Below are 15,447 nucleotides of genomic sequence, written 5' to 3'. Positions count from 1 at the left end.
GGTTTCCTATCTGAAGCCGGGCAGCCAGCCGGATTGTTCATGGCCCCACACCGGTTCGAGGCTACCTTGGTAAAGCGCCTCGATCACCGGCGGCTCCTGCCAGGGTTCGTTCATGAAGGTCAGGCCGACTTCCTCGACGGTGCGGCCCGACCAGTAGTACTCGGCGACTTCGTCGAGGGTTTCGAGCGACAGGCTGTGCGGCAGGCGTAAATAATCGAGCCAGCTGGCATCGTGAAAGGAGCAGATGTAGGCGCCCTTGGTCCGCGAGCAGGAGAGGTTCTTGCCGAAGACGCGATCCGGATGCTTGTGGCGGAAGGTCATCGCGTCGGTACGGGTGGCGAACTGCAGCAGGGCATGCAGGCGGCTGGGGAAATGGTTGTAGCGCCGTTGCCGGAAATATTCGAGGTGGTACTCGGCGAAATAATTCTGCACCGACAGCAATTGGTCGCCGGCGCTCGGTGCACCACCCTGCGGCGCGGCCAGTGTGGCGCCGAAGGGGCTGCCCTTGAGGATGTCCCAGCCGGGCAGGTCGGCGCCTGCGTCGAGCCAGCAGAAAAGCTCCAGCGTTGCAGTGTCCTTGATCAGGTTGTCCATGATCCCGTTGGCGTGGTGCGAATCCTGCTATTCTCGCCGATTGCACGGGATTGACCAAACATGGCGCAAGGGAATTTGCTGGAGAAAAAAACAGGCTGGTTTTTTATTTTCAGAGTGGTAAGCTGAAGTTGTGTCGAGTGTGCAGCAAGCCCGACATGCAGTGGCAGTCAATGCTGCGTTGCAGGAGATTCTATGGCAGTTGTCAAAGGAAGCATTTCTTGAGATTACCGTGTAGTACTCCCCATACGGCGTAATGCCGATTGCCCCGACCGGGTGTGTTGGGGTTGCAGCAAACGAAGCCCATGCCTGAAACGCATGGGCTTCACGCTTTCAGGGCCCGGCGTTTTCAGGGCTGATTTCGGCGCTGCAGTCGCAGCCGCTGCCGGCCGATATCCAGCGGGCGCAGAGTCGGCCGAGCAAGCTGTCGGCGCCGGGGGCCAGCAGCAGTCCGCAGTGATAGCGCTGCGCATCCGCCGACCAGGTCAGCGCCGGGCACGGGCCGAGCCGCTGCAGGAAGCGCAAGCGGCCGAGTGGGCAGGTTTCGAGTGCGCAGCAAACCCCGCAGCCATTGCAGGGCTGGCCTTCGGCGGGCTTGGCAGGGGCCTCGCGATGCAGTTCCAGGATGATTTCGCGCACGGCGCATGATGCGGCATCAAGGTGAAGGCCGGCAAGTCGTCCGTGACTGTGCTATATATGCGGATATTGTTAATTCACCGAGACTTTGCCGAATCATGATCGAACAAGACAAACCTGTCGTCTTTGGCACCGAAGACATCCTGATGAGCCTGTGCAACTCGGTGACCGATGTCCTCAATGTCGCCACCCAGAGCCAGATCCGTTATTCCGGCATGGTCCAGCGCATCACCAAGACCTGCCTGAAACCGGATATCGGTTGTTTCGTGTTGTTCGACGGCGGTTTTTCCGGTCTGGTCGTGATCAATTTTTCCGCCTCGGCAGCGATGGAGTTGTACGAGACCTATTTGCTGAGCATGGGCATGGCGAAGGAGGAGCTGGCCAGTTCGCACACCGCCGATGAAGTCAGCAACGTGATGGGCGAACTGATGAACCAGATTGTCGGCAATTTCACCGGCAAGGTCGGGCGTGAATTGCAGACGCACATCACCCAGAATCAGCCGAAGATGCTGGTGCTCAACAAGCAGGTCATGCTCAGCGTCGATACCAACCTGGACAAGCCGGAAGCGCGTCGGGTCACCTTCTATACCAGCCGCAACAACATCTTCTATCTCGAACTGGCGATCGACCGCACCGAGTTCATCAAGCTGTTCGACTTCGATGCCCAGGAAGTCGCCGACCCCGACGAACTGATCGCCCAGGCGGCTTCCGCCAAGGCCAAACCGGCCCCCGTGCAGGCGCCGGCCAACGACCACGACGATCTGCTCAACTCCCTCGGCATGTAAGTGCGCCCCTCAGGGGCGGGCAAGAAACAGTTCCGGGTCGACCGGCGTATCGTTGAGGATGACCGTCCAGTGCAGGTGCGGCCCGGTCGAGCGGCCGGTGGCGCCGACGGCCCCCAGGCGTTCGCCGCGGGCAAGGCGTTGACCCACCTGCACATCGATGCGCGACAGGTGCATGTAGATGCTGATCAGGCCCTGGCCGTGATCAAGGAAGACGCTGTTACCGTTGAAGAAATAATCGCCAGTGTCGATCACCGTGCCGGCAGCCGGGGCGCTGACCTGCGCGCCGCTGGGGGCGGCGAAATCGAGCCCGTTGTGCGGGTTGCGCGGCAGGCCGTTGAAAAAGCGGCGCAGGCCGAAACGCGACGACAGGCGGCCGTCGGCGGGTCGTGAGAAACCGGTGTCGGGGTTGCCGGCGCTGAAGCGGCGTTTCAGTTCGGCGGTGTGCGCCTGCTCGCGTTCGATGCGTGCGAGGTCTTCCGGCGAAGGTTCGACCTTGCGTGTTTCCTTGATGGTCAGGCGCTGTTCCGGATAGTTCTTCGTGCCGACCGGAACGCTGATCGTCCTCGACGACGCTGCTTCGGCGACAGTGACTTCCAGCGGTACCGGCAGGGCATCGAGGGGAATGCCAAGCAGGGCGTGCCAGCGTCCGGCGTGAGCGACAACGGCGAGCGGGCTGGTGTCGTGGAAGGCCTGCGGGCGGGGGCGGCTGTCGGGCCCCAGATCGATCACGGCAACACCGCCCGGAACCGCCAGATGCCGTGGCAGTGCAGCGTAGGCGGGGGCGAACGACAGCATGCCGCCGAGCAGCAAGGCGGCGATCAGGCGAGCGCGCGAGCTGGGGTTTGCTGGATTTCTGAAAATGTTACATATAAAAATAAAAACATTTGAAATCTGTGTCGCGTTGCTTTGGGTTGTTTCTGCGGTTTTCATGAAAAAGTCTTTTAAATTATGCTGGTAAATGATTTAATTCGATTTTTCCTGATCGGTAAGTGTCCGGGGTCGTGATTCCGTGAATAGTGAAATACAGCAGCGTCTCAGCGCATTTCGGCAGAAACGCCGGGTACAGGCCGGTTCGCTGATCATTACCGTCTTTGGCGACGCCATTCTGCCCCGTGGCGGCAAGATCTGGCTGGGCAGCCTGATCCGCCTGCTGGAACCGCTGGACCTCAACGAGCGCCTGATCCGGACCTCGGTCTTCCGCCTGGTCAAGGAAGAATGGCTGTGTACCGAAACCATCGGCCGTCGCGCCGATTATGCCCTGACCGCTGCCGGTCGGCGACGTTTCGAAGAAGCCGCCCGGCACATTTACGCGTCGCGGGCGCCCTTGTGGGACCATCGCTGGCGCCTGATCCTCCAGGTTGGCGAACTGCCCCAGAAGACCCGCGAGCAGGTGCGCAGCGCGCTCGCCTGGCAGGGGTTCGGCATGCTCGGCGGCGAATGCTTCGTGCACCCGGGCGCCGACCTGTCGGTGGTGCTCGATGCCCTGGTTGCCGAAGGCCTGTCTTCAGCCTTGTCGGCGCTACTGCCGCTTTTTGCCGCCGATTCGCGTTCGGCCATGTCGGCCAGTGACGCCGACCTGGTCAGCCGCGCCTGGAACCTGCCGGCGCTGGCCGAAGCCTACGGGCATTTCGTCAGCCGCTACCAGCCGGTGCTCGACGAACTGCAGCGCGATCAGCGCCTAGCCCTGAGCGATCAGGATGCCTTCCTGCTGCGCATCCTGCTGATCCACGATTACCGGCGCATGCTGCTGCGCGACCCGGAACTGCCCGAAGTCCTGTTGCCCGCGCAGTGGCCCGGCCAGCAGGCGCGCCTGCTGTGCAAGGAGATTTACCGGCGGCTGGAGACGGCCTCGTCGCGCCATCTCGACACCATGCTGTGCGTGGCCGACGGCAGCACACCGGTCGAGGACGCGACCCTGGCCAACCGCTTCAGCCAGGACGATCCCTTAAGCCGCTGATTCCTTCTTCAGGTCGACCAGCGGGATCACGCCGGCGATCTCGATACGCCGACGGTCGGCTTCGACTTCCGTCAGCGGTGCCGTTTCGACCATCGTGGCCAGGCAACGCCGGGTCAACTCCTGATAGGTTTTCGTGCCTTCGCCCTTCCAGGCGATTTCCTCGTCGCTCAGCGGGCGGACGACGCGGCCGGGCAGGCCGGCGACCAGCACGCCGTCGGGAATTTCCTGGCCGGCCTTGATGAAGCTGGAGGCGGCGACGATGCTGTTGGCGCCGATCACGGCGTTGTCCATGATCACCGCGTTCATGCCGACCAGCGCGTTGCGCCCGATGCGGCAACCGTGCAGCACGGCGCCGTGGCCGATGTGCCCGTCTTCCTCGACCACGGTATCGGTGCCGGGGAAGCCGTGCATGACGCAGGTGTCCTGCAGGTTGGCGCCGCGCTCCAGGATCAGCCGGCCGAAATCGCCGCGCAGGCTGGCGCAGGGGCCGACGTAACAGCCCGGGCCGACGATCACGTCGCCGATCAGGACGGCGCTGGGATGGACGTAGGCGGTCGGGTCAACCACCGGGGTGATGCCGTCGATGGCATAGACGCGCAGGGAGTTCATGGGGCTTGTCGCTTGGCTGTCGAAGTGCATTATTATAGAACCTGTTTTGTAATGAGGAATTTTTGGCGATGAGCGAGGATACTGACGGCAAGCACGGCGTGCAGTCGATGGAGGTCGGCATGAGCATCCTGCGGGCCATGGTCGACGGGCAGCGCTCGATGATGCTCAAGGACATTGCGGCGGCGGCCGGGATGCCGGCGTCGAAAGCGCACCGCTACCTGGTCAGCCTGATCCGTGCCGGCCTGGTCGAACAGGACCCGATGAGTTCGCGTTACGACCTCGGGCCGTTTGCGCTCAACGTCGGCCTGGTCGCCCTCGACCGCCTCGACCGCGTACGCCTCGGGCTCAATGCCATCGCCGAACTGCGCGACGAGATCAACCAGACCACCGCACTCGCCGTCTGGGGCGACCGCGGTCCGGTGGTGGTGCGCTGGGAAAGGCCGCGCCGGCCGATCACGGTCAATGTCATCACCGGCACCGTGCTCGAACTGCTGTCGTCGGCCACCGGCCGGGTGTTCGCCGCCTGGATGCCGCGCAAGGTCGTCGCGCCGTTGCTCGCTGCCGAGATGAAGGCGCCGGACCTGCCGCCGGAACTGAAGAGCAAGGCCGGTGTTGAAGCCCTGCTGGCCGACGTCAGGGCCAGGGGCTTTGCCACCACCGACGGCTTCCACAAGGTGCCGGGTGTGACGGCAGCGGCGGTGCCGGTGTTCAACTTCCGCAACGAAATCACCATGGCCCTGCTCGCCGTCGGCGTTCAGGGCATGCTCGACACCAGCGCCGACGGTCTCGAAGTCAGCCATCTGCGCCGGCACGCCGAGGCCCTGTCGCTGCGCCTGGGCGCCACCGGCGAGCCGAAGCCGCCGCAATAGCGGGCTCAGGCGAGCCAGGCCGGCGGTCGTTTGTCGAGGAAGGCGGCGATGCCGTCGCGGGCCTCGTCGGTCGCTCGCTGGCGGGCGATGCGGCCCGCCGTTTCCTCGCCCAGGGCGGCGTCGATGGGGCGCCCGGCAACGGCAGCGATCAGGTCCTTGGCGGCGTTCTGGGCCAATGGCCCGCCCTGCAGCAGTGCGGAAGTCAGTTGGTCGATGGCGGCGTCGAGCGCCTCGGGGGCGACCACCTCGCCGACCAGACCAATCGCCAGTGCGCGTTCGGCGCCGATCTTTTCGCCGCTCTGGAAATAGCGCAGCGCGTGGCGCGGGCCGATGGCGCGCAGCACGTAGGGGCTGATCACTGCCGGGATGATCCCGAACTTCACTTCCGAGGTCGAGAAACTGGCGTCGCTGGCGGCAATCGCCATGTCGCAGGCGGCGGTCAGGCCGGTGCCGCCGCCCAGCGCGGCGCCCTGGACGCGGGCGACGGTCGGCTTGCGCAGGCTGGCCAGGGTATGCAGCATGGCGGCGAAATTGCGGGCATCGGCGAGGTTCTGCTCGGCGCCGAATTGCGCCGCCCGTTTCATCCAGTTGAGGTCGGCGCCGGCCGAGAAATGCCGGCCGCGCCCGCCGAGGACGACGATGCGCACGCCAGCATCGGCCTCCAGCTCGCGGCAGGCGGCGGCCAGTTCGCCGATCAGCGTTTCGTCGAAGGCGTTGAAGACGGCCGGACGGTTCATCCAGATCGTCGCCACCGGACCCTTGCGTTCGATTTCCAGGGTGTCGTACATGGTGGGCTCCGACTCAGCGATTCTTGAACGCCGGCTTGCGCTTGTCGACGAAGGCGGCCATGCCTTCCTTCTGGTCTTCGAGGGCGAAAGCCGAATGGAAGACGCGGCGTTCGAAGAGCAGGCCTTCGTTGAGCGAGGATTCGAAAGCGCGGTTGACCGATTCCTTGATCATCATGATCACCGGCAGCGAATAGCCGGCGATGGTCGTGGCGGCCTTCATGGTTTCTTCCAGCAGTTGCTCGGCCGGAATGACGCGGGCGACCAGGCCGGCCTTCTCGGCTTCGGCGGCGTCCATCATGCGCGCGGTCAGACACAGGTCCATCGCCTTGGCCTTGCCGACGGCGCGAGGCAGGCGCTGGGTGCCGCCGGCGCCGGGCATGGTGCCGAGGCGGATTTCCGGCTGGCCGAACTTGGCTGTGTCGGCGGCGAAGATCATGTCGCACATCATCGCCATCTCGCAGCCGCCGCCCAGGGCAAAGCCCGAAACGGCGGCGATCACCGGTTTCCGGGTCGTCTTGATGCGCTCCCAGTTGCGGGTGATGAAGTCCGTTTTATAGGCGTGCATGTAGTCGAAGTCCTTCATGAAGCCGATGTCGGCGCCGGCGGCGAAGGCCTTCTCGTTGCCGGTGAGGACGATGCAGCCGATATTCTCGTCGGCTTCGAAGGCGTCGATAGCGGTGGCGATGCCGTCGACGACTTCGTTGTTCAGCGCATTCATCGCTTCCGGCCGGTTGATGCGGATCAGGCCCACCTTGCCGTGGACTTCGCTGAGAACCGTGGTGCTCATGGCAAAAATCTCCAAAAAAAAGGCCGCCCAACCCCGGGCGGCCCGAAGTGCAGTTGTCTTTTATGCGTGTGTCGGTTCCGGCTTACTGGACGATGGACCAGTTGCCGTTCTTGACTTCAAGCATGCGGAAGGCCGACAGGTCGAGGCCCATGTGGTCGGTCGCCGACATGTTGTAGGTGCCGCTGGTGCCGACGAAGCCCTTGGTCGCTTCGAGGGCGTCGCGGACCTTGGCCTTGTCGGTGCCGCCAGCGCGCTTGATCGCGTCGACCGCCAGCATCAGGCCGTCGTAGGCATAGCCACCGAAGGTCGACACGTCGGTCTTGTAGGCCGCCTTGTAGGCTTCAGCATAAGCCGTGACCACAGCCTTCTGCGGATCGTTGGCCGGCAGCTGTTCCGGGATCAACTGCGCCGGCGACGGCAGGCGGACGCCTTCGGCAGCCGGTCCGGCGAGCGTCAGGAATTCGTCGGAAGCGACGCCGTGCGACTGGTAAAGCGGCAGGTTGATGCCCAGTTGCTTGTAGTTCTTGGTGACGATGGCCGGGCCCTGGCCGAGACCGAACACGAACACGGCCTGGACGCCGGCGGTGTTGCGGATCTTGGTCAGCTGCGGGCTCATGTCGGTATCCTTGGGGCCGTAGGTTTCATTGGCGACCAGGGTGATCCCGTACTTGGCGGCGACGGCTTCCGTTTCCTTCTTGCCGGAAGCGCCGAAACCGGAGGTTTCGGAGAACAGGGCAACCTTGCTGATGCCACGCTTCTTCATGTCTTCGAAGACCTTTTCGGCGGCCATGCGGTCGGTGTGCGGGGTCTTGAACACCCACTTCTTGACCGGCTCGATGATGACCACGGCGCCGGCCAGCGAGATGAAGGGGATGCCGGCGCGTTCGACCAGCGGTACGGCCGACATGGTGGCGCCGGTGGTGGTGCCGCCGACCAGGATGTCGACCTTGTCGTCGTCGATCAGGCGCTTGGTGAAGCCGTTGGCCTTGCCGGCGTCGCTGCCGTCGTCGTAATGCACGAGTTGCAACTGGCGGCCGAGGACGCCGCCCTTCTTGTTGATGTCGGCAACGTAGAGTTGCAGCGTCTTCAGTTCCGGGTCGCCGAGGAAGGCGGCCGGGCCGGTGACCGACAGCACCGAACCGATCTTGATCGGTTCGGCAGCGAAGGCACCGAGGGCACCGAAAGCCAGGGCGGCGCCGGCGACGAGTTTCTTCAAGCTAGCATTCATGGATTTGTCTCCTCCTTGAGGTTGTTGTCGAGTACAGCAGAATCAGACACGTTCGATGATCATCGCAATGCCCTGTCCGACTCCAATGCACATGGTACACAGTGCGAAGCGGCCGTTGCGCCTTTTCAGCTCGTAGGCCGCAGTCGTCACCAGTCTGGCGCCGCTCATGCCGAGCGGATGGCCGAGCGCGATGGCGCCGCCATTGGGGTTAACGTGTGCCGCGTCGTCGGCCAGGCCGAGGTCGCGCAGCACGGCCAGCGCCTGGGCGGCGAAGGCTTCGTTGAGTTCGATCACATCCATCTGCGCCAGGCTCAGGCCGGTTTGCGCAAGTACCTTGCGCACCGCCGGGGCCGGGCCGAAACCCATGATCCGCGGCGCCAGGCCGGCGGTGGCCATGCCGACCACGCGGGCCAGCGGCGTCAGGCCGTACTGGCCGGCGGCGGCTTCCGAGGCGAGCAGCAGGGCGCAGGCACCGTCATTGACGCCGGAGGCGTTGCCGGCGGTGACGCTCAGCTCGGGGCCGTTCACGCCCTTGAGTTTGGCCAGTTGTTCGAGCGTGGTCTCGGGGCGCGGGTGCTCGTCGGTATCGACCACCTTGGCGTCGCCCTTCTTCTGCGGGATCAGCACCGGCACCAGCTCGTCGGCAAAACGGCCGGCGGCGTGGGCGGCACCCCAGCGCTGCTGCGAGCGTATGGCGAAGGCGTCCTGGTCGGCGCGGTTGATGTTGAAGTCTGCCGCCACGTTGTCGGCGGTCTGCGGCATCGAGTGCGTCTCGTACAGCTTCTTCATCGCCGGATTGACGAAGCGCCAGCCGATGGTCGTGTCGAAGATTGCCGCGTTGCGCGAGAACGCCGATTCCGCCTTGCCCATGACGAAGGGCGCGCGCGACATGCTTTCGACGCCGCCGGCGATCATCAGCCTGGCTTCGCCGGCCTTGATCGAACGGGCGGCGAGGCCGACCGCGTCCATGCCGGAGCCGCACAGGCGGTTGACCGTGGTCCCCGGTACCTCGACCGGTAGCCCGGCGAGCAGGCCGGACATGCGGGCGACGTTGCGGTTGTCTTCGCCGGCCTGGTTGGCGCAGCCGTAGATGATGTCGTCGACCGTGCTCCAGTCGACCTGCGGGTTGCGTTCCATCAACGCCTTGAGCGGGATGGCGCCGAGGTCGTCGGCGCGCACGCTGCTCAGCGCGCCGCCGTAGCGGCCGATCGGGGTGCGGATGGCGTCGCAGATGAAGGCTTGGGTCATGGCGCTGTCCTCAGTTCTGCTTCGGGCGTTCGTCGAGCACGCGCTTGGCCTTGCCGACCTGGGTGCGCGGGATGGCGTCGAATTCCATGACCGTGATCTTGGTCGATACGCCGATGTTGGTCTTGATGCGGTGCTGCAGTTCCTTGCCGATCTGCTGGATGTCGGCCGGGCCGAGTTTTCCGGACAGCTCGCGCTGGACTTCGCAACGCACTTCGAGGTTGTCCATGTGGCCGTCGCGGGTGACCACGACCTGGTAATTGCCGGCTAGGCGGGCATCGCGCAGGATCTGTTCCTCGATCTGGGTGGGGAAGACGTTGACGCCACGGATGATCAGCATGTCGTCGGAACGGCCGGTGATCTTGCCGATGCGGCGGAAGGAGCGGGCGGTCGGCGGCAGCAGGCGGGTCAGGTCGCGGGTGCGGTAGCGGATGACCGGGAAGGCCTGTTTGGTCAGCGAGGTGAACACCAGTTCGCCTTCCGAACCGTCGGGCAGGACTTCGCCGGTTTCCGGGTCGATGATCTCGGGGTAGAAATGGTCTTCCCAGATTACCGGGCCGTCCTTGGTCTCGATGCATTCGCAGGCGACGCCCGGGCCCATGACTTCGGTCAGGCCGTAGATGTCGATGGCGTCCAGGCCGAGCTTCTTCTCGATTTCGGCACGCATGCCTTCGCCCCAGGGCTCGGCACCGAAGATGCCGACCTTGAGCGAAATCTCTTCCGGCTTGATGCCCAGGCGCTCGAATTCCTCGGCGATCACCAGGGAGTAGGAGGGGGTGACCATGATGATGTCCGGCCTGAAATCCATGATCTGCTGGACCTGCTTCTCGGTCTGTCCGCCGGACATCGGCACGGCGGTGCAGCCCAGGCGCTCGGCGCCGTAGTGGGCGCCGAGGCCGCCGGTGAACATGCCGTAACCGTAGGCGACATGGACCATGTCGCCGGCACGGCCACCGGCGGCGCGGATCGAGCGGGCGACCAGGTTGGCCCAGTTGTCGATGTCCTGCTGGGTGTAGCCGACGACGATGGGCTTGCCGGTCGTGCCCGACGAGGCGTGCAGGCGGGCGACCTTGTCGCGCGGCACGGCGAACAGGCCGAAGGGGTAGTTGTCGCGCAGGTCGAGCTTGGTCATGAACGGGAACTTGGCCAGGTCGGCCAGGCACTTCAGGTCGTCCGGATGGACGCCCTTGGCCTCGCACTTGGCGCGGTACGGGGCGACGTTGTCGTAGGTGTGGCGCACCGACCACTTCAGGCGTTCAAGCTGGAGCGCCGAAATCTCGTCGCGGCTGGCCGTTTCGATGGCTTCAAGTTCGCCCGGTTGGGGTTTTCTGGCAGTCATGTTTGTCTCCTCCGTGTTGATTGGCGTCAGGCTCGGTCGGCCTGTTGCAGCCCGGCGATGACTTCGCCGGCAATGCGGTAACTCTTGCCCCGGAACAGGGCGATGGTGGTGCCGTGCTGGTTGCGCACGGTGATGTCGTAGACGCCGGTGCGGCCGGCTGCCGAGCGTTCCGTCGCCTCGGCCTGGAGAATCTCGTCCTCGCGGGCGGGGGCGAGAAAATCGATGTGGCAGGCCGAGGCCACGGTATTGCGGTTGTAGCTGTTGCAGGCGTAGGCGAAGGCGGTGTCGGCGAGCGTGAAGATCATGCCGCCGTGGCAGATGTGGTGGCCGTTGACCATGTCCGAGCGCACGCGCATGGTGAGCAGCGACTGGCCGGGAGCGACGCTGAGGATCTTGATGCCGAAGGCCTGCGCCGCCCGGTCGCGGGCATACATGGCTTCGGCGGTGGCGGTGGCAAGGGCCTGCGCCTCGGCGGCGCTGAGTTTGGGTTCAGTCATGGAGGTTCTTTCCGGCAAAGACGGCGCGGCGGATCAGCGGCGAGACGCGGTAGCGGTCTTCGCCGTAGCTGGCGCCGAGGTTGGCGAGGACGTCGCGGATGGCGCCGACGCCGACCTGGTCGGCCCAGGCCAGCGGGCCGCGCGGGTAATTGACGCCCAAGCGCATCGCCGCGTCGGCGGCGGTGGCGGCGCAGACGCCCTGGTTGACCGCGTCGGCGGCCTCGTTGGCGAGCATGGCGACGGTGCGCATGACCGCCAGACCGGGCACATCGGCGAGCCGCGAGACGGCGTAGCCGGCGGCCTGCAGCAGGCCGATGGCGGCTTCCGCAGCGGCCGGCTCGCACTGCGCGGCGACGGCGACGGCGAGGCGGCCGGCGGTTTCGTAATCGAGCGCCAGGTCGACCAGCACGCAGTTGGCGACGCCTTCGCTGGCGGCGCGCTCGGTGGCCGAGCGGCCGTCGGTCTGGAACAGCACGGCGCGGCCGATTTCGGCGACGCGCCCGTCGGTCGACGGTGCCCGGCTGAACGACAGCTTGCCGTGCTGCAGGCGCTCGGCCAATGCTTCGGCGAGCGGCGATTCGCCGCAGACGACGATCTTGCCGGCCGGCGTGCACGGCGCTTCGGTCTGCGGTGCCGGGCGGGCGGCGTCGGCGGAATAATCGTAGAAGCCGCGCCCGGTCTTGCGGCCGTAGAAGCTGGCGTCGACCAGTTCCTGCTGGATCAGCGAGGGCAGGAAGCGCGGGTCGTGGTAGAAGGCGCGCCAGACCGAGTTGGTGACGGCGAAATTGACGTCGTGGCCGATCAGGTCCATCAACTCGAACGGTCCCATGCGGAAACCGCCGGCTTCGCGCAGCACGGCGTCGAGCGTTGCCGGGTCGGCGGCGCCTTCCTGCAGCAGGCGCAACGCTTCCGCGTAGTAGGGGCGGGCGACGCGGTTGACGATGAAGCCGGGGGTCGATTTGGCATGCACCGGCGTCTTGCCCCAGGCGGCGGCGGTGGCGTACAGCGTGTCGGCGACGGCGTCGTCGGTGGCCAGGCCGGAGACGATCTCGACCAGCGCCATCAGCGGCGCCGGATTGAAGAAGTGCAGCCCGGCCAGCCGCTGCGGGCGCTTGAGCGCGCTGCCGATGGCGGTGACCGAGATCGACGAGGTGTTGGTGCCGAACAGGCAGTCGTCGCCGACGATGGCTTCGAGGTCGGCGTACAGCTTCTGCTTGGCTTCCAGGTTCTCGACAATGGCTTCGACCACCAGCGCGCAGCCGGCCAGGTCGGCCAGGCTTTCTGCTGGTTGCAGGCGAGCACCGGCGGCGGCAGCATCGGCGGCGCTGAGCTTGCCCTTGTCGGCCAGCTTGGCGAACTGGCCGCGGATGTTCTCGATGGCGGCGGCTGCGGCGCCCGGCCGGTTGTCGAGCAGGCGCACCGGGTGGCCGGCTTGCGCCGCGACCTGGGCGATGCCGGCGCCCATGGCACCGGCGCCGACCACGGCGACGACCGCGGTTTGATGAAGGGCGGCCATCGTCAGTCCCCGGTGAACTTCGGTGCGCGTTTTTCCATGAAGGCAGCGACGCCTTCAGCGTAGTCGGCGCTCCAGCCGAGTTCGCGCATGAAGCCGCCCTCATAGGAGAGCTGCTGCTCCAGCGTGTGGCCGGGGGCGGCGTGCATCGCCTGGCGGGTGCGCACCAGCGCCTTGGTCGGCAGGCTGGCGAGCTGGGCGGCGAGCGCGTCGATGCGGGCGGCGAAGGCGTCGTCGGCGACGCATTCCCAGATCAGCCCCCATTCGGCAGCCTTCGCTGCCGGCAGCTTGTCGGCGAGCAGGGCCAGGCCCATGGCGCGCGCCATGCCGACGCGTTGCGGCAGGAACCAGGTGCCGCCGGTGTCGGGAATCAGGCCGATCTTCGAGAAGGCCTGCAGGAAGGAGGCCGACTGTGTGGCGACGACCAGATCGCAGGCCAGCGCCACCGAGGCGCCGGCGCCGGCGGCGATACCGTTGACCGCGGCCAGGGTCGGCACGCGCAGGTTCTGCAGGCGCAGCACCAGCGGCTTGTAGTTCTTCTCGACGATGTTGCCGATGTCCGGCTGGTGGCCGGCTATGGCCTGCATGTCGGGGTCGGCCAGGTCCTGGCCGGCGCTGAAGGCGCGGCCGGCGCCGCTGAGCACCAGCACGCGGATGCTGCGGTCAGCCTGGACGCGGTCGAGGGCGACGCGCAGTTCGGCGTGCATCTCGCCGGTGAAGCTGTTCAGCTTGTCGGGGCGGTTCAGGGTCAGGCGGGCGATGCCGTCGCTGACTTCAAAACGGATGGTGGCGAATTCCATGCGGCCCCCTCAGATATGGTAACGACGCTGGACGACGACAAACCGGTTGGCGACGAAGGCGGCGTCAGCGTAGGACGCGTTCGCTGCCGGGTTGCCGCCGGTGCCGTGGTAGTCGGAATAGGCCGCCGACTGGTTCACGAAGACGCCGCCGGTCAGGTTGATCGACAGGGCGACCTTGGCGCGCATCGTGGCGGCGGTCATCGCGTCGATGATTTCCGGGCGGGTCGAGTAGATGCCGGCGGTCAGCGCGCCGTGGGTGGACACGATGCGTTCGGAGAGGGCGATGGCAGCCGGCGTGTCGGCCACCTTGACGATGAAGCTGATCGGCCCGAAGCGTTCTTCCATATAGGCGGCTTCGTCGGCGGCGTCGCAGGCGAGCAGGACCGGGGTGCGCACTTCGGCGGCCGGAAATTCCGGGTTGTCCAGCTTGCAGGAGGCGAGCACGACGTGGCCGAGGGCGCCGCTGTCGGCGTCCTTGATCCGCTGCAGGGTGTCGGCCGACTGCACGGCGCCGAGCACGGCGAGGGCGACTTCCGGCTTGCTCAGGAAGCCGGCGACGGCCTTGGCCAGGTCGGCGCACACTTCGTCGTAGGACTTGTGGCCGTCTTCGGTATCGATGCCGGCGGCCGGCACGAAGATCGCCTGCGAGGTGGTGCACATCTGGCCTGAATAGAGCGAGAGCGTGAACGCGAGGTTGCGCAGCATCGCCTTGTAGGCGTCGGTCGAGTCGATGACGATGTTGTTGACGCCGGCCAGTTCGGCATAGACGCGGGCCTGGCGGGCGTTGTCGACCAGCCACTGGCCGAAGGCGTTGCCGCCGGTGAAATCGACCGATTTCACGGCCGGATGCGTGACCAGCTTCTGCGTCGCGCTGCGTTCGCTGGCGACGCACAGGGTGACCAGGTTGGGATCGATGCCGTTTTCGGCGAGCACGGCGCGGATCGTGCGCACGGTGATCGCTGCCGGCAGGATGGCGTTGCTGTGCGGTTTGACGATCACCGCGTTGCCGGTGGCGAGCGCCGCGAACAGCCCGGGATAGGTGTTCCAGGTCGGGAAGGTGCCGCAGCCGACGACGACGCCGACGCCCTGGCCGACGATCTCGAAGTGCTTCTTCATGACCAGCGGCGGGTTCTTGCCCTGCGGCTTGTCCCAGACCGTCTCGGTTGGCACGAAGCTCTGTTCGCGGTAAGCGTAGGCGACGGCTTCCAGGCCGCGGTCCTGGGCGTGCGGGGCGCCGGCCTGGAAGGCCATCATCCAGCCCTGGCCGGTGGTCATCATCACCGCGTGGGCGATTTCGAAGCTCTGCTTGTTGAGGCGATCGAGGATTTCCAGGCAGACGCCGGTGCGCCCGTCCACGCCGGCCTTCTGCCAGCCGTCCATGGCCTTCCGGCCGGCGGCGATCAGCACTTCCGGATCGCACACCGGGTAGCTGACGTTCAGTGCTATGCCGTAAGGCGAGCGTTCGCCGCCATGCCAGCCCGTGCTGCCCGGCTGGTCGAGCTCGAAGGCCTGGCCGAGGTGGGCGGCAAACGCCGCCTTGCCATCGTCGGCGGCGGTTTCACCATACGTCTTGGGGCTTGGCATTTCGTTATAGGCGGACCAGTAGCCGCGGGTGCGGATGGCTTCCAGGGCGCCGTCGAGCGTGGCGCGGTGCTTGTTCAATAGTTGCTGGGGCATGGGGTGTCTCCTGGGTGACGGTTTCTGTCGTGCTTCTTTGTTGCAACGATACGAAGTTGTTTTAAGAAAGTCAAATAAAGGTATCGTTTTTTTGCGATGATTTTTTGGTTATGTTTAGCAAAATCG

The 15,447-nt window shown here is 65.7% G+C and carries 16 protein-coding genes; 3 read left to right on the top strand and 13 right to left on the bottom strand.

The features are described from left to right. Window positions 1-6 precede the first annotated feature (6 nt). Together AADV58_RS15505 and AADV58_RS15500 are read right to left on the bottom strand one after the other, a co-directional pair. On the bottom strand, window positions 7-594 hold the full coding sequence (locus AADV58_RS15505; protein ID WP_341743638.1) for a hypothetical protein: 588 nt from the start codon (window positions 592-594) through the stop codon (window positions 7-9). 330 nt (window positions 595-924) lie between these two features. Then, on the bottom strand, window positions 925-1,230 hold the full coding sequence (locus tag AADV58_RS15500) for a hypothetical protein (RefSeq protein WP_341743637.1): 306 nt from the start codon (window positions 1,228-1,230) through the stop codon (window positions 925-927). A gap of 95 nt (window positions 1,231-1,325) precedes the next feature. Here AADV58_RS15500 and AADV58_RS15495 point away from each other — a divergent pair, with 95 nt between their 5' ends. Further along, complete coding sequence (locus tag AADV58_RS15495; protein ID WP_028994373.1) at window positions 1,326-2,012, top strand: DUF3334 family protein; 687 nt, start codon at window positions 1,326-1,328, stop codon at window positions 2,010-2,012. Between the two features lie 9 nt (window positions 2,013-2,021). Here the strand turns inward: AADV58_RS15495 and AADV58_RS15490 are convergent, their stop codons facing one another. Beyond that, entirely contained in the window at window positions 2,022-2,807 is a 786-nt protein-coding gene (locus tag AADV58_RS15490) for a peptidoglycan DD-metalloendopeptidase family protein (RefSeq protein WP_051295337.1), read from the bottom strand. A 214-nt stretch (window positions 2,808-3,021) separates the two neighbouring features. Here AADV58_RS15490 and paaX point away from each other — a divergent pair, with 214 nt between their 5' ends. Next, the gene (gene paaX / locus AADV58_RS15485; protein ID WP_341743636.1) at window positions 3,022-3,969 is read left to right on the top strand and encodes a phenylacetic acid degradation operon negative regulatory protein PaaX; all 948 of its coding nucleotides are present in this window, start codon (window positions 3,022-3,024) and stop codon (window positions 3,967-3,969) included. On the opposite strand, the gene paaY is transcribed toward paaX, so the two are convergent. Continuing rightward, the gene (paaY, locus tag AADV58_RS15480; RefSeq protein WP_028994375.1) at window positions 3,958-4,578 is read right to left on the bottom strand and encodes a phenylacetic acid degradation protein PaaY; all 621 of its coding nucleotides are present in this window, start codon (window positions 4,576-4,578) and stop codon (window positions 3,958-3,960) included. The two genes, paaX and paaY, sit on opposite strands and share 12 nt — an antisense overlap. Window positions 4,579-4,646: 68 nt before the next feature. Between paaY and AADV58_RS15475 the strand changes: the two genes are divergently transcribed. Next, the gene (locus AADV58_RS15475; RefSeq protein WP_028994376.1) at window positions 4,647-5,447 is read left to right on the top strand and encodes an IclR family transcriptional regulator; all 801 of its coding nucleotides are present in this window, start codon (window positions 4,647-4,649) and stop codon (window positions 5,445-5,447) included. A 5-nt stretch (window positions 5,448-5,452) separates the two neighbouring features. Here the strand turns inward: AADV58_RS15475 and AADV58_RS15470 are convergent, their stop codons facing one another. The 9 genes from AADV58_RS15470 to paaN form a co-directional block, all read right to left on the bottom strand. After that, window positions 5,453-6,235 carry an enoyl-CoA hydratase/isomerase family protein gene (locus tag AADV58_RS15470; protein WP_028994377.1) on the bottom strand — a complete coding sequence of 261 codons (783 nt, stop codon included), beginning with the start codon at window positions 6,233-6,235 and terminating at the stop codon, window positions 5,453-5,455. A gap of 13 nt (window positions 6,236-6,248) precedes the next feature. After that, the gene (locus AADV58_RS15465; protein WP_341743635.1) at window positions 6,249-7,022 is read right to left on the bottom strand and encodes an enoyl-CoA hydratase; all 774 of its coding nucleotides are present in this window, start codon (window positions 7,020-7,022) and stop codon (window positions 6,249-6,251) included. 82 nt (window positions 7,023-7,104) lie between these two features. Next, window positions 7,105-8,250, bottom strand: a complete 1,146-nt coding sequence (locus tag AADV58_RS15460) for an ABC transporter substrate-binding protein (RefSeq protein ID WP_341743634.1) — start codon at window positions 8,248-8,250, stop codon at window positions 7,105-7,107. A gap of 42 nt (window positions 8,251-8,292) precedes the next feature. Further along, window positions 8,293-9,498, bottom strand: a complete 1,206-nt coding sequence (pcaF, locus tag AADV58_RS15455) for a 3-oxoadipyl-CoA thiolase (RefSeq protein WP_341743633.1) — start codon at window positions 9,496-9,498, stop codon at window positions 8,293-8,295. Window positions 9,499-9,508: 10 nt separating this feature from the next. After that, window positions 9,509-10,834, bottom strand: coding sequence for a phenylacetate--CoA ligase PaaK (gene paaK, locus AADV58_RS15450; protein WP_341743632.1), 1,326 nt, complete (start codon window positions 10,832-10,834; stop codon window positions 9,509-9,511). A gap of 26 nt (window positions 10,835-10,860) precedes the next feature. Then, window positions 10,861-11,331 (bottom strand): hydroxyphenylacetyl-CoA thioesterase PaaI, encoded by a 471-nt coding sequence (gene paaI / locus AADV58_RS15445; protein ID WP_341743631.1) that lies wholly within the window; start codon window positions 11,329-11,331, stop codon window positions 10,861-10,863. After that, on the bottom strand, window positions 11,324-12,847 hold the full coding sequence (paaH, locus tag AADV58_RS15440; protein ID WP_341743630.1) for a 3-hydroxyacyl-CoA dehydrogenase PaaH: 1,524 nt from the start codon (window positions 12,845-12,847) through the stop codon (window positions 11,324-11,326). The genes paaI and paaH overlap by 8 nt, the downstream gene beginning before the upstream one ends. Window positions 12,848-12,849: 2 nt before the next feature. Continuing rightward, complete coding sequence (gene paaG / locus AADV58_RS15435) at window positions 12,850-13,644, bottom strand: 2-(1,2-epoxy-1,2-dihydrophenyl)acetyl-CoA isomerase PaaG (protein ID WP_341743629.1); 795 nt, start codon at window positions 13,642-13,644, stop codon at window positions 12,850-12,852. Between the two features lie 9 nt (window positions 13,645-13,653). Beyond that, window positions 13,654-15,321, bottom strand: coding sequence for a phenylacetic acid degradation protein PaaN (paaN, locus tag AADV58_RS15430; RefSeq protein WP_341743628.1), 1,668 nt, complete (start codon window positions 15,319-15,321; stop codon window positions 13,654-13,656). Window positions 15,322-15,447: the final 126 nt, after the last annotated feature.

Source organism: Azonexus hydrophilus (assembly GCF_038368255.1).
In the GTDB taxonomy this organism is placed as follows: domain Bacteria; phylum Pseudomonadota; class Gammaproteobacteria; order Burkholderiales; family Rhodocyclaceae; genus Azonexus; species Azonexus hydrophilus.
This window is presented reverse-complemented; position numbering and strand designations above follow the sequence as displayed.

Excerpts from the sequence above, each read along its gene's own strand:
- AADV58_RS15505 (WP_341743638.1), bottom strand. The coding sequence starts at position 594 with ATGGACAACCTGATCAAGGACACTGCAACGCTGGAGCTTTTCTGCTGG.
- AADV58_RS15495 (WP_028994373.1), top strand. The coding sequence starts at position 1,326 with ATGATCGAACAAGACAAACCTGTCGTCTTTGGCACCGAAGACATCCTG.
- AADV58_RS15490 (WP_051295337.1), bottom strand. The coding sequence starts at position 2,807 with ATGCTGTCGTTCGCCCCCGCCTACGCTGCACTGCCACGGCATCTGGCG.
- paaY (WP_028994375.1), bottom strand. The coding sequence starts at position 4,578 with ATGAACTCCCTGCGCGTCTATGCCATCGACGGCATCACCCCGGTGGTT.
- AADV58_RS15475 (WP_028994376.1), top strand. The coding sequence starts at position 4,647 with ATGAGCGAGGATACTGACGGCAAGCACGGCGTGCAGTCGATGGAGGTC.
- AADV58_RS15470 (WP_028994377.1), bottom strand. The coding sequence starts at position 6,235 with ATGTACGACACCCTGGAAATCGAACGCAAGGGTCCGGTGGCGACGATC.
- AADV58_RS15465 (WP_341743635.1), bottom strand. The coding sequence starts at position 7,022 with ATGAGCACCACGGTTCTCAGCGAAGTCCACGGCAAGGTGGGCCTGATC.
- AADV58_RS15460 (WP_341743634.1), bottom strand. The coding sequence starts at position 8,250 with ATGAATGCTAGCTTGAAGAAACTCGTCGCCGGCGCCGCCCTGGCTTTC.
- pcaF (WP_341743633.1), bottom strand. The coding sequence starts at position 9,498 with ATGACCCAAGCCTTCATCTGCGACGCCATCCGCACCCCGATCGGCCGC.
- paaK (WP_341743632.1), bottom strand. The coding sequence starts at position 10,834 with ATGACTGCCAGAAAACCCCAACCGGGCGAACTTGAAGCCATCGAAACG.
- paaI (WP_341743631.1), bottom strand. The coding sequence starts at position 11,331 with ATGACTGAACCCAAACTCAGCGCCGCCGAGGCGCAGGCCCTTGCCACC.
- paaH (WP_341743630.1), bottom strand. The coding sequence starts at position 12,847 with ATGGCCGCCCTTCATCAAACCGCGGTCGTCGCCGTGGTCGGCGCCGGT.
- paaG (WP_341743629.1), bottom strand. The coding sequence starts at position 13,644 with ATGGAATTCGCCACCATCCGTTTTGAAGTCAGCGACGGCATCGCCCGC.
- paaN (WP_341743628.1), bottom strand. The coding sequence starts at position 15,321 with ATGCCCCAGCAACTATTGAACAAGCACCGCGCCACGCTCGACGGCGCC.